The sequence below is a fragment of the Acinetobacter sp. AS23 genome, from assembly GCF_023612055.1.
GTDB lineage: Bacteria > Pseudomonadota > Gammaproteobacteria > Pseudomonadales > Moraxellaceae > Acinetobacter > Acinetobacter oleivorans.
Genome location: NZ_CP082274.1, coordinates 3,311,828 through 3,331,862, shown reverse-complemented (window position 1 = coordinate 3,331,862; position 20,035 = coordinate 3,311,828). Strand labels below are relative to the sequence as shown.

Below are 20,035 nucleotides of genomic sequence, written 5' to 3'. Positions count from 1 at the left end.
AGGTTGTGATCTCATTAATCACAATCTTTTTTTATGCATATAGATAGCACAAAGTGGCTCAGCTAATTTGTATTACTTTTTAGTTGTTCTAGTTCTTGATAAATCCATTCAACAAATTTTTGAATAGTCGGTGAGATGTCTTGGCTTGAGTGAATGAGATAGTACTTTCGGCTGCCTTTTAGTTTCTTATTGGAAACAATCACTAGTTCTTTTTTTTGTAGTTCAGACTCAATCAACATTTGCGGAATTAGAGCCATTCCCATGTCATGACTGGCAGCAACCGCAAGCATTGAAAATAACTCATGGCGTTGTCCATCAAAAGGTTTCGGGTGCTGCATCTGATGGGTCAGAAACCATTCTTGCCAAATGCTAGGCCGAGTGGTTTGTTGTAGGAGAGGGATTTTTAGCAAATCTTCTGGGCTTAAATCATAGGTATTTTCATTAATCATCACAGCATCTGGAAAATACTTTTCGATTAGTCTTGGTGAGCACACAGGTACAATTTCTTCATCCATTAAATAATGTGCTTGTATGCCGGGCCAGTGGTCAATTTGCTGCTGCGTACCTGCAAAAATCGCAGCGTCAAAAATATTGTCATTAAATAAAAAAGGTTTAGTACTGGTTTCTAAGTGAACCGTAATTTCAGGGTGTTTTTGATTTAAAAGATGGAGCTTGGGTAATAACCATCGCGTTGCAAAGGTAGGAACTACACCTAATTTTAGTGTGCCACCTAAACCTTTATGAGAAATCACATCAGCCGTACATTTCTCTAGCCCTAATAAATAGGGCTTAATACTTTTAAAATACTGCTGACCTGCAATGGTCAGTTCAACACCATGTCGAGTACGTATAAAAAGTTCAACGCCCAAGAAGTCTTCTAACTGTTGAATTTGGCGAGAGACCGCGCTTTGGGTAATACATAATTCTTGTGCAGCATAGGTATAACTTAAATGTTTTGCTGCACTTTCAAAGCAAATCAGGCCCTGAATGGATGGGATGCTTCTTCGCATAAATAAATCCTTTTATTTGTCGTCATATTTCAAAATGGCATATGACCTAAATGCAGATATCCGAGTTTAGTATAAAAATAAGCCATTTTTAATGAAATACAACCAATTAAATATCTAAATTTAAACTTTCTTATTTTAAATATGCGTAAGTCGCATATCTGCATGAACATTTATCGTTTGATTACTGCATTTTTCACGCATAACATCGAGTTAAATAAAGAAGATCAAATCAAGCAGAGGATGCGATGAATCACATGGTGACAACAAAAAAAGCAAAAGTTCAATTTAACTGGCAAGACCCATTTTTAATTGAACAACAGCTTAGCCCAGATGAGCGCATGATTCGTGATGCGGCTCATGCCTATTGCCAAGAGCGCTTGCAACCACGTGTACTTGAACAATTCCGTCATGAAAAAACAGACCCATCTATTTTCCGTGAAATGGGAGAGCTTGGTTTATTAGGGCCAACCATTCCTGAGCAATATGGCGGTGCGGGTTTGAACTATGTGAGTTATGGCTTGGTTGCGCGTGAAATTGAATATGTCGATTCGGGCTACCGCTCTATGGCGAGTGTGCAAAGCTCATTGGTGATGGTTCCAATTCATGAATTTGGTACCGAAGAGCAAAAGCAGAAGTATTTACCTAAACTAGCTACTGGTGAATACATTGGTTGTTTTGGTTTGACCGAGCCTGATCATGGTTCAGACCCGGGTAGTATGATTACCCGTGCTAAAAAAGTTGACGGTGGTTATCGTTTAAGTGGCGCAAAAATGTGGATTACCAATAGCCCAATTGCCGATGTATTTGTTGTTTGGGCAAAAGAAGTTTCTGCTGAAGGCAATGTTGGTGATATTCGCGGCTTCATTTTAGAAAAGGGTTGGGAAGGTCTATCTGCGCCTGCCATTCATGGCAAGGTCGGTTTACGTGCCTCAATTACAGGTGAAATCGTTATGGACAACGTTTTTGTACCTGAAGAAAATGCTTTCCCTGAGATTCGAGGTTTGAAAGGCCCATTTACCTGTTTGAATAGCGCTCGTTATGGCATTGCATGGGGGGCAATGGGGGCTGCTGAGTTCTGCTGGCATACTGCACATCAATACACCATGGATCGTAAACAATTTGGTCGTCCGTTGGCTGCAAATCAATTAATCCAAAAGAAACTGGCAGATATGCAAACTGAAATTGCTTTGGGTTTGCAAGTGGCTTTACGTTTTGGTCGTATGAAAGATGAAGGCATTGCATCAGTTGAAGGCACGTCTCTAATTAAGCGCAACAACTGTGGAAAGGCGCTTGATATTGCCCGCATGGCGCGTGACATGATGGGTGGAAACGGTATTAGTGACGAGTTTGGCGTAGCACGTCATTTGGTTAACCTTGAAGTCGTAAATACCTATGAAGGCACACATGACGTCCATGCCTTGATTTTAGGTCGTGCGCAAACAGGCATCGCGGCATTTAGTAACTAACTCATTCATTTTAAAAATAGAGGTGTTCTTTCGAGAGCACCTTTAGGGATTTTTACGCAAAAATTTATGGATAATGACAAGACTCATCGTAAGGATACTCATGTAAAGATACGCCTCTGTGTACTTAAAACCAAATGTAAGATGATGAAAATATAGAAGATTAAGTCATACAGAAAACATAAGTAGGCTGCCGATGACTCATTTGGGAAAATGAGGAACTAAAGATGAACAATGACGTTCAAGTAATATCGAAAGAATTAAGAAATACATTTCCAAGTAACCTTGGAACATATGAAAAGATTGGACCAAATACATGGAAATGGGCGTTGTTATTTGCCTATTTTGCAATGGTAGTCGATGGCATTGATATTATGCTGCTGTCTTATAGCTTGACCAGCTTAAAGGCAGAGTTTGGTTTAAGTACCTTTCAGGCAGGCGCATTAGGTAGTGCTTCTTTGGCAGGTATGGGTATTGGCGGTATTTTGGGTGGCTGGGCATGTGACAAGTTTGGTCGCGTAAGAACCATTGCCAACTCGGTGACTTTCTTTTCTGTAGCGACCTGTTTATTGGGCTTTACACAAAGCTTTGAGCAATTTATGGCTTTACGTTTTATTGGTGCTTTGGGTATCGGAGCACTCTATATGGCCTGTAATACTCTTATGGCTGAATATGTGCCAACCACTTACCGTACAACGGTCTTGGGCACATTACAGACGGGGCAAACGGTGGGTTATATTGCTGCGACACTCTTAGCTGGCGCGATTATTCCAGATCATGGCTGGCGTGTTTTATTCTTCCTGACTGTAGTGCCTGCTTTCGTTAATATTTTTTTACAACGATTTGTGCCAGAGCCAAAATCTTGGCAGCTCACCAAAATTGAAAGCTTACAAGGCAACAGACAGCCTAAAGAAATAGTCGTGGCTGAAAAGCCGAAAAGTGTGAGTATTTATAAGCAAATTTTTAATAACTTTAGACACCGTAAGATGTTTTTGTTGTGGATGACCACAGCATTCTTTTTACAGTTTGGTTATTACGGCATTAACAACTGGATGCCAAGTTATTTAGAAACAGAAGTGCATATGAACTTTAAAAACTTAACCAGTTATATGGTGGGTTCATATACCGCAATGATTCTAGGCAAAATTTTAGCGGGTTATCTTGCAGACAAATTTAACCGCCGTGCTGTTTTTGTGTTTGGAACAATTGCCAGCGCTGTGTTCTTGCCAATCATTATTTTCTTCAACACCCCTGACAATATTTTGTATTTATTAATCACTTTTGGCTTCTTATATGGCATTCCATACGGTGTGAACGCGACTTATATGGCTGAAAGTTTTTCAACCGATGTGCGTGGAACGGCTATTGGCGGTGCTTATAACATTGGTCGTGTTGGGGCTGCTGTTGCACCAGCCACCATTGGTTTCTTGGCGTCGGGTGGTACGTTTACCATGGCCTTTATTGTGATGGGCGCTGCGTATTTTGTTGCGGGTGTATTGCCAGGCTTATTTATTAAAGATCGTCAGTACGATCCGCAAAAACAATCATAAACAATGACAAGAAGGTGCGTTGAGTACCTTCTAAAAAGATAAGGGTATCGTTATGGGTGCATTACAAGGAATTCGGGTTTTAGATTTAAGTCGTGTGCTTGCAGGGCCTTGGTGCGGACAAATCTTGGCAGACCTTGGCGCGGAAGTCATTAAAATTGAACGCCCTCGAGTAGGTGATGACACCCGTATGTGGGGACCGCCATGGATGCCCGATCAAGACGGAAACATGACCCGTGAATCTGGCTATTTTCAGTGTACCAACCGCAATAAATATTCAGTTGCGGTGGACATTACCACACCTGAAGGTCAGGCCTTAATTTATGAAATTGCCAAGACTGCTGACGTGGTCATTGAAAATTATAAGACAGGGTCTTTGGCTAAATATGGTTTGGACTATGCTTCCTTAAGTGAGCTGAACCCAAATATTGTGTATTGCTCGATTACCGGTTTTGGGCAAGATGGTCCACGTGCAGAAGAACCCGGTTATGATTTTATTATTCAGGGTATGTCTGGCTTAATGAGCATTACTGGCGAGCCTGATGATGTGGCAGGTGGTGGTGCACAAAAGGTTGGTGTGGCTGTTGTAGATATTCAAACGGGATTGTATTCAACCATCGCGATTCAGGCAGCTTTGATTGCACGGTCACACACAGGGCGTGGTCAATATATTGATATGTCACTCCTTGATGTACAGGTCGCGGCACTGGCAAATCAGGGAATGAACTATTTAGCTTCGGGTAAAGCACCACAGCGCATGGGTAATCAACACCCAAGCATTGTGCCGTATCAAACTTTTAAGGCCAAAGATAAAGAATTTATTATTGCTTGCGGTAACGATAAACAGTTTAAAGATTTGTGTATTGCGATTGGTTATCCAGAGTTGCTCGAAAATGAAAAGTTTGTGCGCAACCAAGACCGCGTAAAATATCGAAATGAACTGATTCCTTTATTGTCGGAACACTTTTTGCGAAAAACTGCCAAAGAATGGGTTGAAATGATTCATGCGCTTAAAGTGCCAGTAGGTGTAATCAACTCTATTGAAGATGCTTTGGCTGAACCACAAATCGTGCATCGCAACTTGGTGGTGAATATTCCTCATCGTTTAAATGAAAACTTCCAAACGATTGGCTCACCAATCAAGCTGTCTGATACTCCAGTTGAATATCATCATGCACCGCCAGAGCTTGGTGAACATACTGCTCAAATCTTATCGAGATTTAAAACAGCAGAAGAACTGGCTGCGCTAAAAGAGAAAGGTATTATTGATGGAAAAATTGCTTAAGCTATTGCCGTTTTTAATGTGATTCAATTTAAATAAAACTGTGATTTGACATAAATCACAGTTTTTTTATCAAAAAAAGTAAGCGCTTTAATATTTAAAAATAAGCGGCAGCTCTGGTCTGAAATCATGAATCATTCCTTGAGGTTCATGATCAAAACTGATTTCCATTAAATGCTCCGTTCCATCAGTCACTTCAAAATTATCAACTGTATTGAATAGTAATGAAGTAGGGTGCTGCTTCAGGTTTGGAATAGAAACCTTAATTGAAGTGATTTCTGATAAATCTTTACTATGCACAAGCGGTTGTTGTTTTTCTTTTGCAGCAAGGTCTGGTCGTGAAGCAAATGAAAGGAAGAACCACATCGGTTCAGATACCACAGAATCTTTGGCAACATTTACTTCTAAGCTGGCTGGTAAATAGCTTGGCTTGTAAACCCAATTAGGAAATTTTGCGCTGTTATCATCTTTATTTTTAGGGCGAAAACAAATACCAAAAGGGGACGCGATATTATTTTGAGTACTTAGTCGCTCAAAAAGCAGAGTCGGTTTGGTGAGATCACTTGAGGCTTCTTCGGGGTTATTTAAAAAGATTAATTCGATAAAGCTATTTTTAAAGAAAAAGCGTCTGTTTTCTGTACCTTGACCCGGGTGCTTATTGGATGAACCTTCTGTTAGACCGAATTTTTTTAAAGTTTCAGCTTCGGGAGCGCCTGATTGTACACAAATAAAAATATGGTCCACTTCCATTTTAAGTTCTCATACTAATGTTGATGAATATTAAATAATTGATTAATAGAATTTTTCATGTTTATCGCAAGTGTTTCATCGAAACCATCGACTAAAAAGCGGCTAATTAAGCCTTCAATCACCGTATAGATCAGCTCAGATAAAGCTTCACCATTCGGTACATTGCAGTTTTGCGCAATCAGTACTTTAATCCATTGTTTATGGGCTTTAGAAATAGAAATAATGTCTTGATCATCTTGGTTAGATTCAGCGACTGCTCTTACAAATAAACAGCCTTTAAAAAAATCTTGTCTAAACCAATTGGTGTGCCAATCCAGAATTTTATTGATGGCTTCCAACCCTGTTGCATCTCCCACATAGCCCAAAAGGCTTTGCTTAAACCGTTCATCACGTGCAACGAGTACAGACTTAACTAGTTGATTTTTATTTTTATAGTACGTGTACATGGTGGTTTTAGAGCAGCCAGATTCATCGCGAATCAGGTCAACGCCAACCCCGACAAAACTATTTTCATTAAATAGTTTCTCGGCTGTATCTAATATTTTTAAGGCAGATTTTGACATGTGTCTTTTCCAAAAAATAAAATAGTACAGATCTGTACTATTTGAAATTTTATCTATATGCTTTTTAAAAAGCAAATTTTTGTTTGAGGAAAAAACCATGTTCTCGATCTTTTATGGCAAAGAAAAACTGGCTCCATCGCCCAATAAAGTTGATGTTTTAAGAAGCCTTGTTGGGGGTACGCTCAGTATTTTTATACTTCTGTGGTTGAGTAAGCTCACACACAATATCTTTATCATGGCGCCGTTTGGTGCGACCTGTGTATTGCTGTATACCGTATCGCAGTCACCTTTGGCGCAGCCGAGAAATATTATATTTGGACATCTTATTTCGGCTTTTGTAGGTTTGTTTTTTCTAAAATTTGTTGGTGTTTCTATTTTTACAATTGCTTTATCAGTGGGCTGTGCTATTGCACTCATGCAGATTTTTAAATGCGTTCATCCACCTGCTGGGGCCAATCCTTTAGTTATTTTACTCACCGCAAGCAGCATACATTACCAGTGGAGTTTTCTAATTTTCCCTGTTTTGGTCGGTGCAGTGTCTTTAGTTTTGGTAGCGATGCTGATTAATAACATTAAAGCGAGTACCAAGTGGCCGATGTATGGCTTGGGAATTTTAAATAGTAAAAAGTAGGCAAGCTATGAAGTATTTTGCGCTTAAAAATAATGAAAGTATTCACTACGCTAAGATAGTGAATACTTTTGAATGAAATTATGACTTTTTAGAAATACGTTCTTCGATGGCAAATTTGAGTAAAGAGGCGCTGCGATAAAAACCGTGTGCGAACTTTCCAAATGGCATGGTTATAAAGAACGTCATGACCGTAGCTAAATGGAAAATCAGTAAAAGTGCCATGTAAGGGGTATTACGAAATGCCATAAGAGCTAAGCCTGAAGCACTGACTAAAATTAAAAGGAAAATAAAGCCTCGATCTACAGGTTTTTGCTCGCGGTCACCATGTAATGGATGGCGTTTAAGGTTTAAATAAAGCAAACCAGATGGGCCAATCACTAAGCCAAACCCACCCAACGTACCTAAAATAACAGGCAAGCTAAAGATAGGGTAAGGCGCATGTAGGTTAAGGAAATAGTGATATAAAGTCGCTACGCCTGTGGCTGCAAAGCAAAGCATAAAACCATAAAACGTCAGGTGATGGAACACGCGGCGGATTTGTGTGTAACGGTCATCTTGTTCATTACAGCCTTTGCCATGTCCACCATCTAAATATTTAAGCGTTAATACATTTTGGGTAGCTTGAACTAGATCTGGTTTCTCAACTTTGCCATGAATAACTTTGGAGGTTTGTCGCCAGAATTTACTAATCCCAATGCCGAGTAGAACAATCGCAACTGTAAAGGTCGCTCCAAACAGTAGCGCTAAAAAGTTATGTGGGAAAATCGCATAGAAATTACCTTGATAGCCTGCAAACAGGTCGGTGCCTTTGTACCACACCACAGCTAACATGCATAAAAAGAAAATAACTGATAACGCCGAAACGAATGGAATCCCAACAGACTTATAAAGTCGGCCTAGCGGTTGAGGGGTAGCAAACTCTTGGTAAGTTTCCAAACGTACTTGCGCCATCGCTTTTGGAATGTTTACACCAAACTCATGCGGCGGGGCATATTGGCAAGCGTGTAAACATGCACCACAGTTATGGCACAGGTTTGCGAGGTAATGAATATCGGCTTGGTTAAACTCAAGGCGCTTGGTCATTGCCGCAAATACAGCACAAAACGACTCACAGTAGCGACAAGCATTACAAATCTGTAGGGCTCTTTGAACTTCCTGCTCATGGTCAGAGAGCTGAACAACTGGAATTAGGGCTTTGGTACTAGCATTCATGTTCAACTCCTTGTGAAAGTGCGTAGTGGGCTGCATTTTTTCCGGCAATGCGTCCAAAGGTTGTGCCGATCGACATACCAACGCCTGCGGTATAACCCTGACCGAGTACGTTACCTGCCATCATTTCACCTGCGACAAACAGGTTGCGGCTGGCTTTATTGTTAAAACGCACCGCAGCATCGTCTTCGACTTTTAAACCTAAATAGGTAAAGGTAATGCCGGGTTTAAGCGCGTAGGCATAGAAAGGTGGGCGATCGAGAGGAACTGCCCAGTGGGTCTTGTTGGGAACAATATTTTGGGTGGTGCAGTCATCTAAAACCGTGTGGTTAAAGGTGCCTTGCACACAAGCTTGGTTAAATTCTTCTACCGTGTGACAGAAGGTTTTTGCATCTAGCCCGATTTTTTCGGCCAGTTCTTGAATGCTATTTGCTTTCACACCCGCAAACACAGGTGGCATAAAGCGACCAATGGCTTTTGAGTCGATAATAGAATAGGCGATTTGCTGAGGCTGTTTGGCAACAAGACGTCCCCAAATCGCATAACGTTTTGGCCAGAAGTCTTCGCCTTCATCGTAAAAACGTTCGGCTTTGTTATTGACCACAATACCCAGTGAAACGCAGTCAATACGGGTGCAGATGCCGCCGTCATATAATGGTGCGCGTGCATCTACGGCTACACAGTGCGATTGTGATGGGTCACCAATAATATCGGCGCCTTGATCTATCATAAATTTGAGCAAATTGCCTTGATTAAAGCGGGTTCCACGAATAATGAAATTATCGGCAGGCCATTCGCCGTTTTCATTTTGTCCCCATGCTTCTCTTAACCATTCCAGATTTGACTCAAAACCACCTGCGGCCAATACACAGCTTTTTGCTTTAAACACACGACCATCTTCAGCAATTGCGGCTTCAAAATGTCCTTGAGTTAACTTTAGGTCTTTAATTTTTGTGTTGTATAAAATCTCAATACCAAGCTCTTGGGCACTACGGTAATACGCATTAATGAGGGCTTTACCGCCACCCATAAAAAAGGCATTGGTACGTGCAACATGCAAAGCACCTGATAGTGGCGGCTGAAAATTCACACCATGTTTACGCATCCAGTCGCGACATGTTGCCGTGCTACGAATGACCAGACGAGCTAAGTGCTCATTGGTTTTGCCCGCAGTCACTTTAAGTAGGTCTTGCCAATATTCTTCTTCTGGGTAGGCATCGACCAATACATCTTGAGGAGCATCATGCATGCAGCGAAGGTTACGAGTGTGTTGTGAGTTACCACCACGCCATTCTTTAGGTGCTGCCTCTATGACCAGCACAGACGCGCCACTTTCTTTTGCCGTGAGCGCGGCACACAGTGCGGCATTCCCACCACCAATTACAATCACATCATGCATGGATTTCTCCCTTTCTCAGCTAAGGCTAATGTAGCTTTAAAAGGGAAGAGGAAGTGAGAGGCTAAACTTGAATGGGTGTTTAGTAAAAATAAACACTAAAGGCTTAAGTGTTTATGAGTTTCGCACCGGGCCAACGCTTTTCATTAATCAGGTTGGTCACACAAGCACGAATCACTACTTTCGTAGCTAAGGTAGCAGGCGAGAGTTCTTCTTCAGACAGACTAATTAAATAGTTAATGCGTTCAATGGCAGGTTCTACAATACGTAGCAAACACAGGTCTTGCCTTGAGTTTAATGAGGCACCGGCAGGTTGAATGGTTGCCATTTCGAGTTGGCTAATGCTTTCCATTAACAAATGCAGCCCATCAATTTCATAGGCCACTTTAAGCTGATGAATTTTCTGTTCGAGCAACAAGCGTAGTCCATGTCGTTGACTCGGTAAAATCAGCGGAAGTTCTTTTAGCTGCGAATGGGTAATCGTTTGAGTGTCGATACAGCTTTCAAGATGGTACTGACTCAGCACTTCTTTAGGCGAGATTAAAAACATTTGCTCTTTGACTAAAGGCTGGATGGCCCACTGTGGGTCGACATCGTCACTAAAGATGATGGCAACATCGAGCTGCCTTGCATTAACTAAGGCCTTGAGGTCACCCGATAAACCTTCAATTAGACGGACTTTAATGTCGGGGTAACGGTTTCTCATGAGTTTTAAAAAGTGCGTGCCTATAACCAACGCGACACTCGGTGAAAAACCGACGGTGACATGACCACTTAAGCGTGAAGAATGTGCAGAGTCTACGGCATGGTCTAAGTGCCTAAGCGCCAGTTGAACCTGTTGAAAAAAAGCTAAACCCGCAGGGGTGGGAACTGTACCCAAAGCAGTACGTTGTAAAAGGCGAATAGAAAGCTCGCTTTCTAATTTTGAGATTTGCTGACTTAATGCAGAAGTTCCAATATCGAGATTTTTTGCAGCTTTACCCAAGCTTCCTGACTCGATCACCGCAATAAAATACTTTAATTGTTTGAGTTCCACGGCAAATACTACATTGTCCTTTATTGGTTATTCTACACTGGTTTATCGCTATTCATTTTATTCTATTACGCTGAGTAAACCACCAACAGAGTAAAGGCAACATCACCTCAAGACGTTGCCTTTTAGAGCTTTTATTGTTTAACCTGCTCCAGACCCTGTTCTTCAATAATTTGTGTTGCTTGTGGTGACTTCACAAATTTGATGAGTTCTTTTGCGACTTTTTCATGTTCAGAGTTTTTACCAATGCCCGCTGCAAATACAGTGACTTTTTGATAAGGCGCAGGAATTGGACCGACTAAATCAACTTGACCATATTGACCAGTAAAAGGTTTGATTTCACTAATTTGCTGGAAACCAATATCGAACTGACCTTCAGCAATACGTTTTGCAACACGGTCACCGACTACTTTTTCTGCTTTACCAGAAATCACTTTGTACTCGACAGGTGGGAAGCTTGGGAAAACATCTTTTTCAAGATGCGTGCCGCTCGCACTTGCTGAATAACCAATGTGCTTAGCATTTAATAAAACTTTTTCGAATTTTGCCGCAGAGCTAATGTCTGGTTTTGGTGCACCTTTAGGCACAGCCATACCAATGCTTGAATTGACTAAAGCACTTTGTGAATTTGGGTCTACATAACCTTTTTCTGCAAGCTTGTTCAGTTCAGGAGCAGCCAACACCACCACATCAAAATGTTCACCACGATCGAGTCGATTTGGAATTGCGGTTGGCGACGCGCCCATTGATGAACCAGATGAAAGGTGAACCGTGTGACCAGTTTGCTTTTCAAATATTGGAATAAGTTTTTCCATAGATGAATAGAAACCGCCTGAACTAATCACTTCGAGTGTATCTGCGTTAGCAAGCGTTGAGCTTAAGCCTGCACCAGCTAGGCAAATGGTCATGAAGATAGGGGACTTTTTCATAGTATCTCACTTTAATGATAGGAGAGCACAGTACGGAGACTTAAGATCTGCCGTACTGTTCATTAAAATTTCAGGTTAAGTAGTTATTGTTTTAAGCGCTAACCTTCGCAGGTTCAGCAATTGGGTCTGCATTCTTCTGCTTAGAACCACGACATAGATATAAGCTTGAGATTAAGCTACATACCGCTGCTAACATCAGCCAGAATGCTGGTGTGCTTGCATTACCTGTGTTTTCGACAAGGTACGTACAAGCCATTGGCGTCATACCACCAAAAATAGCGGCTGCAAGGCTGAACGCTAAAGAGAAGCCAACTGTACGTACACGTTTTGGCATTACTTCGGCAAGTGTTGCTACCATGGTGCCGTTGTACATACCAAAGAAGAATGAGAAGTAAGCAAGCGTAATAATGAGATTGGTAAAGCTAATGTCACTCACTAACCAGCTTAAAACTGGATAAGTTGTAAAGATGGCAAGGGTTGTAATGCCGACTAAAACTGGACGACGACCAATTTTGTCTGAAAGTAAGCCACCCATTGGTAACCAGAAGAAATTGGATAAACCCACAAATACGGTTGCTAAAAGGCTATCCGTTACCGACATTTCTAGAGTACGTTTTGCATACACAGTGGTGTAAACCGTAATGAAATAGAACGTGGTTGTGGTCATGGCACTCATCATCATGCCCGCAAGTACGATGCGCCAGTTGCTCGCAAGCGTGCTGAAAATTTCTTTGGTCGATGGATGAGTTTTTTGCGCTTTAAAGTCTTCAGTTTCTTCTAACGTACGGCGGAATAAGAAGATTAAAGGAATAATCAAACAACCAATTAAGAACGGAATGCGCCAGCCCCATTCACCCACTTGAGCAGTAGTTAAAATGGTGTTGAGCCAGTAGCCAAGTAATGCTGCAAATACCACCGCAATTTGTTGGCTGCCAGATTGCCAGCTTGTGATAAATCCACGGTTTTTATCTGTTGCAATTTCAGCTAGATAAATCGATACACCACCAGATTCAACACCTGCCGAGAAGCCTTGTAATAGACGTCCAATCACCACCAAAATTGGCGCAATAATACCAATGGTTTCATAACCTGGTACAAAGGTAATTAAGATGGTTCCGATTGCCATAAGGCTTAAAGTCACAATAAGACCTTTACGTCGACCAACTCTGTCGACATAAGCGCCCAAGAAAATAGCGCCGAGAGGACGCATAAGAAAGCCCGCAGCAAACACGGTAAATGTCATCATTAAAGAGACATATTCATTTTCAGAGTGGAAAAATTTTGCTGCGATATAAGTGGCATAGAAACCAAAAAGAAAAAAATCGTACTGTTCTAAAAAGTTGCCACTCGTTACATTTAATATTTTTTTAAAAGTAGCCCTACGGTTATTCACGACATCCATTGGAGACCTCCTTGGCCTGACAAAATGGAAACATTCACGATCTTCAATTGAGGGCTTTAAAATTGACTCATTCAATAAACCTAAATAGGAAATGGGTTAGAGATGAGATTTAAAGGTATCCTTGGTAGAAAATGTGATGCCTTGTTTCCAGTTCAAACTACACATCTATAAGTCGATAAACAGAAATTCACTTATCATTCAGATGAAAATGTAATCTCAAACGGCAGGAGGGAGTGAGAGGGCAAAATTAATTAGGTATTTAATAAAATTAATGACCCTTTATAAAATAATTTCAGAACACGGCCAAATTTGGTTTTGAATCAACTCTTTTACACAGGCTTTAATTGCTGATTTTGCAGCCAGTGCAGCAGGTGATAATTCTTCTTCGGCAAGGCTCACCAAGTAATTGATTCGCTCAACTTCAGGATCAATCAATTTAAGTAGTTGAAGCTTGTGTTTGTACTCTTGCAGACAAGCACTTCCAGGGCGGACGCTGGCAAGGTCAAGGTGAATCAGGCTATCCATGAGTAAGTGTAGACCATCAATTTCATAGACAACATTAAGCTGCCCAATCTTGTGCTCAAGCAATTTTCTTAAGCTATGACGCTGCCGTGGCAACACTAACGGAATATCACCGATTTGTTGGGACTGAATAATTCCACTTTTGATACAGTCGACAAGACCGTATTTTTCGAGCACTTCTTTGCGTGCCATTAAATACATTTGTTCACGTACCAAAGGCTGTATTGACCACTGTTTATCAATTTCATTGGTAAAAATAATGGCAATATCAAGCTGACGCGAATTAATCGACTGAATCAGGTTGCCCGACAGGGTTTCCACAATTTCTAGACGAATGTCTGGATAGCGTTCAGACATTAGTTTCATTAAAGGGATGCCAATTAAAGCGGTAATGGTCGGTGGAAAACCAAGGCTCACATGACCTGAAAGCCGTGCTGAATGTGCCGCATCTATGGCAAAGTTAACTTGACGCAAAATAAGTTGAGAGTGTTTTAAAAAGGCCAGACCCGCGGGTGTAGGCGTAACACCAAAAGCATTACGCTGTAATAAGCGAATGCTTAACTCTTGTTCTAGCTTACTAATTTGCTGACTTATAGCGGAAGCACCGACATCGAGTTTTTGGGCAGCTTTACCAATACTGCCTGCTTCAACCACCGTCAAAAAATATTTTATTTGTTTGATTTCCATAATAAATGTATTCGCTCATCATCCTTGATTTATAGAAATATGAAGGATTGGAAAATCTATCATGCGTTTTAATATTAACAGCAAAAAATATAAAAGGTTCTTAAAAATTAAATAGCTCTCTTGGAAAAGTCTTATAAAAAGCCTTTTTAAAAGTACAAACTATATATGAGCATAAGCAAATTATTCTTCCATAAAATGAGCTTTTTACTGAAACTGAGTAAAAAGCAGAATCACACCTAAAACACATAAAATTGAGCCAATCACTTTATTAATCTGCACTTGCTTGGCTAACATTTTTTGTCTCAACAGCATGGATGAAAACAGTACAGCTACCAGTGAAAACCACAAGAAATGGGCAAAAGACATAAAAAAGCCATAAGCTAAAAGAATGGTTTTAGGTGTCGTTAAACTCACAATTTGCGTATAGGTACTAATTACAAATAGCGTGGTTTTAGGGTTTAAAGCATTAGTAAAAAAGCCGTACTTTACGGCTTGAAAAGTGCCTATAGACGTTAAGGCAGTGGTGTCTAAAACTGGTTTTTGAGTAAAAGTTTTATAGCCAATGTAGATCAGGTAAAGCGCACCAATGTACTTAACAATATTTAAAATTTGTGGGGTATAAGTCATCACAAAGGCAACGGCTACAAGTGTATAGGTTACATGCACCAATACGCCAAGCGATATTCCCAGTGAAGTGAAAACCCCTATTTTTCTGCCGTACAGATAACTATTCTTGGTCACAATCGCGAAGTCAGCGCCGGGGCTAACCACCGCCAAAATCGTAATGAGAATAACCGCAATAAACTCTGCCATTATCTTGTACCCTCACTGAAAACGAGGGGATTAATCTGTACTTTTTGGAATGCATTCGAGAGGAGAGCTATTCTACTTAGAGCTGTTATTTTTTTGGTGAGGAAGATTAGGGCTTTATATTTGTGAAGATAGATATCGATATTCAATATGTTTTTCATCATCTAAAATGGGTTTTAATAAAGATGATTTTTATTTTGAACAGAAACCTAGAAATAAAAATCGATAAAAACGACTACATATCTATGAGTTTTTGGAATGATTGAGAGAATATCGCTGAATTCATTAAAATTTTTCTATTTTGTGGCGAAGTATGGCAGCGTCACTTTAGCTGCAAAGAAATTATTTGTGACGCAAAGTGCGGTTAGTAAACAGATTTATAATTTAGAAGAAGCTTTAAACACCACTTTGTTTGACCGAAAAAACAAAACACTTGTGATGACCGAGCAGGGCGAAATTTTATTGAGTTGTTGCCATCAGGTGTTTGGTCAACTCGATGAATGTTTAATACAACTCAGCCAACCAAAAACTCATAACAAACAACTGGTCTTGTCGTGCGAACCGACTCTTTCAATGAAATGGCTCATTCCGCGATTATCAAAATTTAAAAAGCTTGGTCATGATTTTGAAGTGGTATTACTCACAGCAGGCGGCGTGGTCGACTTTGAAAAGATAATATTGATATCGCGATTCGTAGAAATGACTTTGATTGGGGAGAGCATATTTATAGCGAAAAGATTGCCGATGAATATATCGCTCTAGTTCAAGCAACCAAGCCATCGGAAACAAACGACGTACTCATCTCGACCTCTAGGCCAAATTTTTTCACAAGCATGAATCGCATTGCTGAGTTAAAGCAGAGTTTAAAAGGCTATGCTAAAGTTGAACTCGAACATTTTTATCTATGTTTAGAAGGCTGTTTGGCGGGACTTGGCGCAACAATCATCTCAATTTATATGATTGAAAAAGAACTTGAGTGGAACTTACTGAAAAAAATTTCACCTGTTGTACAAGATAATTCAGCCTATTTTTTACTTTCTCATAGTGCTTTTGAGGAAGATTCACGTAAAACCATATTTTTAGAATGGCTAAAAGCAGAGATGAATGAGAGTCAGCATAAATTACTTTAGGTCTAGCCATTCTCCCTAAATTTTTATGGATTAACATATTGAAAATAATAATAAATATTTGAATTTTAAAGGTGGTTTGTGAGCGCCGTATAATGAATTTCTGCTGTCTAAAATTCCCAAAGATGAAAAATATTTAGCTTCATACTTCTTTATTAAACCCTAAACATGAATTTCACTCAGTTTTGAATGAGACTAAATCATTTTTATTCATGTTCTGATTGCGGTATAAATCTATTCACGCTCTGAAGCGTTCCAGTAATTCACTTTTGATAAGACCATAAGGCACAAATCTGACAAGGCTGGAAAGTTTAAAAAGAGCTCGAAATATTTTTAGGTTTATCTCAGAAATTAGGGTACTGATCAAAATGAGTAAAGAATTTACATTTACGATTAAGAGTATTTGTTTCGATGAAAACTATCGTCCAGCAGACAATACGCGTATTACAACCAACTTTGCTAACTTAGCAAGAGGGATGAGCCGTGAAGAGAATCTGCGCAACACCTTACAGATGATCGACAATCGTTTTAATGCCTTAGCTCATTGGGACAACCCTAAAGGTGACCGCTACGGCGTTGAACTTGAAATCATTTCAGTTGAAATGAATATTGATGCCGAAAACCGTACTAGCGGTCTTCCTCTCATCGAAATATTGAAAACCAATATTGTTGATAAAAAGACCAATGAACGTATTGAAGGCATTGTAGGCAATAACTTCTCGTCTTATGTGCGTGACTATGACTTTAGTGTGCTGTTGTTAGATCACAACAAAAACAAGTCTACTTTCAGTACTCCAGAGAAGTTTGGTGAATTGCACGGTAACTTGTTTAAGAGCTTTATTAACTCTGAAACTTACAAAGCCAACTTTAAGAAGGCGCCTGTGATTTGCTTAAGCGTTTCAACCACTAAAGAGTATCACCGTACTGAAAACGAACATCCTGTTTTAGGTGTTGAATACAAGCAAGAAGACTATTCATTAACTGATGAATATTTCCAAAAAATGGGCTTAAAAGTTCGCTATTTCATGCCGAAAAACAGTGCTGCACCTTTGGCGTTCTATTTTACTGGTGATTTGCTGAGTGATTACACCAACCTTGAGTTGATCAGCACCATCAGCACCATGGAATCGTTCCAAAAGATTTACCGCCCTGAAATTTACAACGCAAATTCAGTGGCTGGACAGTCTTATCAGCCAAGCTTAAAGAACCAAGATTACTCACTTACTCGAATTGTGTATGACCGTGAAGAACGTAGCCGCCTCGCTATTGAGCAAGGGAAGTTTGTTGAAGAGCAATTTATCAAACCATACCAAGCGATTCTTGAGCAGTGGTCTGCTAATTACGCTCTTAACTAATCAACATATAGGTCATTGATCATGAAAAAATTATTACCAACTTCAACTGCTGGCAGCTTACCTAAACCGTCTTGGCTTGCCGAACCTGAAAAGCTTTGGTCGCCTTGGAAACTCGAAAACGAAGGTCTGCTTGAAGGTAAAAAAGACGCGCTACGTTTAGCGTTGCACGAACAGCGTCTTGCTGGCATCGACATCGTGAGCGATGGTGAACAAACCCGCCAACACTTTGTGACCACGTTTATTGAACACTTAAATGGCGTAGATTTTGAGAAGCGCGAAACAGTTCGAATTCGTGACCGTTACGATGCAAGCGTACCGTCTGTTGTAGGTGCAGTGTCTCGTCAAAAGCCTGTGTTTGTTGAAGATGCGAAGTTTTTACGTCAACAAACTGATCAACCAATTAAGTGGGCATTACCTGGCCCAATGACCATGATTGATACGCTTTACGATGGTCACTACAAGAGCCGTGAAAAACTTGCTTGGGAATTTGCTAAAATTTTGAACCAAGAAGCGCGTGAGTTAGAAGCTGCTGGTGTAGACATCATTCAGTTTGACGAACCTGCATTTAACGTATTCTTTGACGAAGTAAATGATTGGGGCGTTGCGACTTTAGAGCGTGCAATTGAAGGTCTTAAATGTGAAACTGCGGTTCACATTTGCTATGGTTATGGCATTAAAGCTAACACTGACTGGAAAAAGACATTAGGTTCAGAATGGCGCCAGTACGAAGAAGCTTTCCCGAAACTGCAAAAATCTAACATCGATATTATCTCGTTAGAATGTCACAACTCACATGTGCCTATCGACTTACTCGAACTCATTCGTGGTAAAAAAGTCATGGTCGGTGCAATTGATGTTGCATCTAACCAAATTGAAACTCCGGAAGAAGTGGCAAACACACTTCGTAAAGCGCTTCAGTTTGTAGATGCTGACAAGCTTTACCCTTGCACAAACTGTGGTATGGCACCTCTTTCACGTGAAGTGGCACGTGGCAAGCTAAATGCTTTAACGGCAGGTGCAGAAATCGTTCGCAGAGAACTTACTGGTTTTGATCTTACTGCTTAATATTTACCAATAAGTGGTATAAAGGGTTACTTTTTTGATGGCAGTTGATAATCAAACAAGTAACCCTCATTTTACTTACTACATGTCGTTCTAATCAGGACTCATGTCGATAAAGTACCTTCCTGATGGAGTTGGGCGGTATAGCAAACACTCAGGACAAGGTACGATTCAATTTAGGAATAATGTCATGGTTCAAGCAACAGACTTTAGAAATGCAATGTCTTTACTCACAAGTGCTGTTAGTGTTGTGACTACGGCAGGCATGTCTGGCCGTTTTGGATTTACTGCCTCTGCTGTTTGTAGTGTGACTGACACACCTCCGACATTATTGGTGTGTATGAACCAATCTGCGAGTTCACATGCACATTTCCTAGATAACAAAATCTTAACTGTGAATGTTTTAGGCGCACACCACGAACATATTTCAAAAGCATTTTCATCTAAACTCACGCCAGAAGAACGCTTTAAACATGGCGAATGGATTGAGTTAGAAACAGGTTCACCTGTGTTAGATGATGCTTTGGTCAGTTTCGATTGCGAGATTGAACAAATTCAACAAGTCGGCACACACACCATTCTTATTTGTCCGATTGTTGCGATTAAACAAAGCCAGCATGACCAAAGCTTGGTTTATTTTAATCGTGCTTATCACCAAGTGGGGCAGACCGAGATTGTCTAATCCCACTTTCCGCTGTGTACTTTCACATTAAAAGTTAAAAGATAGAAATGAATAAGCATGGATCGCTTTGTTTAAATTAAAAATACAATTAAATATAATATACAAAATAATAATTAAGTTAATCTAATGAAAAACAATAAGAAATTTAAATACTTGCCATAAAAACTACATTGACACCTCTAAACTCTCAGATTATGCTTTGCGTGCTGGCCTACATTGCCAGCTGGCTTTGACAGGCCAGAACCTAAGTACATTGAAAAGACTTGTTTTTTTAATGTAGACTCGTTCGTCCCCCTTTTTTTGTTGCGGTAGGACGGAAGGGGGACACCCTCGGGTGTGCTGATTCTTAGGTTCAGTCTGTCAACCCTCTTTCGTTCTGCCACCATTATTTGACAGTAATGCGGTAGGACTTCTTTTACCTAAGGAGTCGCTCATGCGCAACATTTCTATTTTATTGGCAACCATTGCCAAGCCTTTTATTCCAATATCCTTTAGCTCATCTTTAAAACTATTTAATTGAAAATATGTTTTAAAGCTTTAGCTCGTCACGACTAAAAATTTATATCAACAATAAA

Annotated in this window: 17 protein-coding genes and 1 pseudogene; 8 read left to right on the top strand and 10 right to left on the bottom strand. The window is 40.2% G+C overall.

Annotated features, from left to right (window positions below; all coding sequences use genetic code 11):
* Positions 1 to 62: 62 nt before the first annotated feature.
* Positions 63 to 1,010, bottom strand: coding sequence for a LysR substrate-binding domain-containing protein (locus K6I41_RS15755; RefSeq protein ID WP_192836436.1), 948 nt, complete (start codon positions 1,008 to 1,010; stop codon positions 63 to 65).
* Between the two features lie 245 nt (positions 1,011 to 1,255).
* Here K6I41_RS15755 and K6I41_RS15750 point away from each other — a divergent pair, with 245 nt between their 5' ends.
* The 3 genes from K6I41_RS15750 to K6I41_RS15740 all read left to right on the top strand — a co-directional run bounded on the left by K6I41_RS15750 (position 1,256) and on the right by K6I41_RS15740 (position 5,305).
* Entirely contained in the window at positions 1,256 to 2,476 is a 1,221-nt protein-coding gene (locus K6I41_RS15750; RefSeq protein ID WP_004703641.1) for an acyl-CoA dehydrogenase, read from the top strand.
* A 224-nt stretch (positions 2,477 to 2,700) separates the two neighbouring features.
* Entirely contained in the window at positions 2,701 to 4,023 is a 1,323-nt protein-coding gene (locus K6I41_RS15745) for an MFS transporter (protein ID WP_250374760.1), read from the top strand.
* 52 nt (positions 4,024 to 4,075) lie between these two features.
* A complete protein-coding gene (locus tag K6I41_RS15740; protein WP_250374759.1) occupies positions 4,076 to 5,305 on the top strand; it encodes a CaiB/BaiF CoA transferase family protein in 1,230 nt (409 codons plus the stop codon).
* Between the two features lie 87 nt (positions 5,306 to 5,392).
* Here K6I41_RS15740 and K6I41_RS15735 read toward each other — a convergent pair whose 3' ends face one another.
* Positions 5,393 to 6,052, bottom strand: a complete 660-nt coding sequence (locus tag K6I41_RS15735; RefSeq protein ID WP_250374758.1) for a VOC family protein — start codon at positions 6,050 to 6,052, stop codon at positions 5,393 to 5,395.
* Positions 6,053 to 6,066: 14 nt separating this feature from the next.
* On the bottom strand, positions 6,067 to 6,615 hold the full coding sequence (locus K6I41_RS15730; RefSeq protein ID WP_005071185.1) for a TetR/AcrR family transcriptional regulator: 549 nt from the start codon (positions 6,613 to 6,615) through the stop codon (positions 6,067 to 6,069).
* A 97-nt stretch (positions 6,616 to 6,712) separates the two neighbouring features.
* Here K6I41_RS15730 and K6I41_RS15725 point away from each other — a divergent pair, with 97 nt between their 5' ends.
* Positions 6,713 to 7,246 carry an HPP family protein gene (locus K6I41_RS15725; RefSeq protein ID WP_250374757.1) on the top strand — a complete coding sequence of 178 codons (534 nt, stop codon included), beginning with the start codon at positions 6,713 to 6,715 and terminating at the stop codon, positions 7,244 to 7,246.
* A gap of 78 nt (positions 7,247 to 7,324) precedes the next feature.
* Here K6I41_RS15725 and tcuB read toward each other — a convergent pair whose 3' ends face one another.
* The 7 genes from tcuB to K6I41_RS15690 form a co-directional block, all read right to left on the bottom strand.
* On the bottom strand, positions 7,325 to 8,458 hold the full coding sequence (gene tcuB, locus K6I41_RS15720) for a tricarballylate utilization 4Fe-4S protein TcuB (RefSeq protein WP_013198875.1): 1,134 nt from the start codon (positions 8,456 to 8,458) through the stop codon (positions 7,325 to 7,327).
* Positions 8,448 to 9,854 carry an FAD-dependent tricarballylate dehydrogenase TcuA gene (gene tcuA / locus K6I41_RS15715; protein ID WP_250374756.1) on the bottom strand — a complete coding sequence of 469 codons (1,407 nt, stop codon included), beginning with the start codon at positions 9,852 to 9,854 and terminating at the stop codon, positions 8,448 to 8,450. Before tcuA ends, tcuB begins: the two co-directional genes overlap by 11 nt.
* A 103-nt stretch (positions 9,855 to 9,957) precedes the next feature.
* The gene (locus tag K6I41_RS15710; protein ID WP_250374755.1) at positions 9,958 to 10,887 is read right to left on the bottom strand and encodes a LysR family transcriptional regulator; all 930 of its coding nucleotides are present in this window, start codon (positions 10,885 to 10,887) and stop codon (positions 9,958 to 9,960) included.
* Between the two features lie 131 nt (positions 10,888 to 11,018).
* A complete protein-coding gene (locus K6I41_RS15705) occupies positions 11,019 to 11,813 on the bottom strand; it encodes a substrate-binding domain-containing protein (RefSeq protein WP_250374754.1) in 795 nt (264 codons plus the stop codon).
* A 91-nt stretch (positions 11,814 to 11,904) separates the two neighbouring features.
* The gene (locus tag K6I41_RS15700) at positions 11,905 to 13,215 is read right to left on the bottom strand and encodes an MFS transporter (RefSeq protein ID WP_009390595.1); all 1,311 of its coding nucleotides are present in this window, start codon (positions 13,213 to 13,215) and stop codon (positions 11,905 to 11,907) included.
* 279 nt (positions 13,216 to 13,494) lie between these two features.
* Positions 13,495 to 14,424, bottom strand: a complete 930-nt coding sequence (locus tag K6I41_RS15695; protein ID WP_250374753.1) for a LysR family transcriptional regulator — start codon at positions 14,422 to 14,424, stop codon at positions 13,495 to 13,497.
* A gap of 204 nt (positions 14,425 to 14,628) precedes the next feature.
* Positions 14,629 to 15,237: a LysE family translocator gene (locus K6I41_RS15690; protein WP_250374752.1), complete on the bottom strand. Its 609-nt coding sequence runs from the start codon at positions 15,235 to 15,237 to the stop codon at positions 14,629 to 14,631.
* A 255-nt stretch (positions 15,238 to 15,492) separates the two neighbouring features.
* Here K6I41_RS15690 and K6I41_RS15685 point away from each other — a divergent pair.
* The 4 genes and pseudogenes from K6I41_RS15685 to K6I41_RS15670 all read left to right on the top strand — a co-directional run bounded on the left by K6I41_RS15685 (position 15,493) and on the right by K6I41_RS15670 (position 19,460).
* Positions 15,493 to 16,364 (top strand): annotated as a pseudogene (locus K6I41_RS15685) (LysR family transcriptional regulator).
* Positions 16,365 to 16,729: 365 nt separating this feature from the next.
* Positions 16,730 to 17,716: a DUF1852 domain-containing protein gene (locus K6I41_RS15680; protein ID WP_151767449.1), complete on the top strand. Its 987-nt coding sequence runs from the start codon at positions 16,730 to 16,732 to the stop codon at positions 17,714 to 17,716.
* A gap of 21 nt (positions 17,717 to 17,737) precedes the next feature.
* Positions 17,738 to 18,781 carry a methionine synthase gene (locus K6I41_RS15675; protein ID WP_004703605.1) on the top strand — a complete coding sequence of 348 codons (1,044 nt, stop codon included), beginning with the start codon at positions 17,738 to 17,740 and terminating at the stop codon, positions 18,779 to 18,781.
* Positions 18,782 to 18,968: 187 nt separating this feature from the next.
* On the top strand, positions 18,969 to 19,460 hold the full coding sequence (locus tag K6I41_RS15670; RefSeq protein WP_004794389.1) for a flavin reductase: 492 nt from the start codon (positions 18,969 to 18,971) through the stop codon (positions 19,458 to 19,460).
* Positions 19,461 to 20,035: the final 575 nt, after the last annotated feature.

Excerpts from the sequence above, each read along its gene's own strand:
- K6I41_RS15725 (WP_250374757.1), top strand. The coding sequence starts at position 6,713 with ATGTTCTCGATCTTTTATGGCAAAGAAAAACTGGCTCCATCGCCCAAT.
- tcuA (WP_250374756.1), bottom strand. The coding sequence starts at position 9,854 with ATGCATGATGTGATTGTAATTGGTGGTGGGAATGCCGCACTGTGTGCC.
- K6I41_RS15745 (WP_250374760.1), top strand. The coding sequence starts at position 2,701 with ATGAACAATGACGTTCAAGTAATATCGAAAGAATTAAGAAATACATTT.
- K6I41_RS15750 (WP_004703641.1), top strand. The coding sequence starts at position 1,256 with ATGAATCACATGGTGACAACAAAAAAAGCAAAAGTTCAATTTAACTGG.
- K6I41_RS15690 (WP_250374752.1), bottom strand. The coding sequence starts at position 15,237 with ATGGCAGAGTTTATTGCGGTTATTCTCATTACGATTTTGGCGGTGGTT.
- K6I41_RS15755 (WP_192836436.1), bottom strand. The coding sequence starts at position 1,010 with ATGCGAAGAAGCATCCCATCCATTCAGGGCCTGATTTGCTTTGAAAGT.
- K6I41_RS15670 (WP_004794389.1), top strand. The coding sequence starts at position 18,969 with ATGGTTCAAGCAACAGACTTTAGAAATGCAATGTCTTTACTCACAAGT.
- K6I41_RS15680 (WP_151767449.1), top strand. The coding sequence starts at position 16,730 with ATGAGTAAAGAATTTACATTTACGATTAAGAGTATTTGTTTCGATGAA.
- tcuB (WP_013198875.1), bottom strand. The coding sequence starts at position 8,458 with ATGAATGCTAGTACCAAAGCCCTAATTCCAGTTGTTCAGCTCTCTGAC.
- K6I41_RS15700 (WP_009390595.1), bottom strand. The coding sequence starts at position 13,215 with ATGGATGTCGTGAATAACCGTAGGGCTACTTTTAAAAAAATATTAAAT.
- K6I41_RS15730 (WP_005071185.1), bottom strand. The coding sequence starts at position 6,615 with ATGTCAAAATCTGCCTTAAAAATATTAGATACAGCCGAGAAACTATTT.
- K6I41_RS15705 (WP_250374754.1), bottom strand. The coding sequence starts at position 11,813 with ATGAAAAAGTCCCCTATCTTCATGACCATTTGCCTAGCTGGTGCAGGC.
- K6I41_RS15695 (WP_250374753.1), bottom strand. The coding sequence starts at position 14,424 with ATGGAAATCAAACAAATAAAATATTTTTTGACGGTGGTTGAAGCAGGC.
- K6I41_RS15740 (WP_250374759.1), top strand. The coding sequence starts at position 4,076 with ATGGGTGCATTACAAGGAATTCGGGTTTTAGATTTAAGTCGTGTGCTT.
- K6I41_RS15675 (WP_004703605.1), top strand. The coding sequence starts at position 17,738 with ATGAAAAAATTATTACCAACTTCAACTGCTGGCAGCTTACCTAAACCG.
- K6I41_RS15735 (WP_250374758.1), bottom strand. The coding sequence starts at position 6,052 with ATGGAAGTGGACCATATTTTTATTTGTGTACAATCAGGCGCTCCCGAA.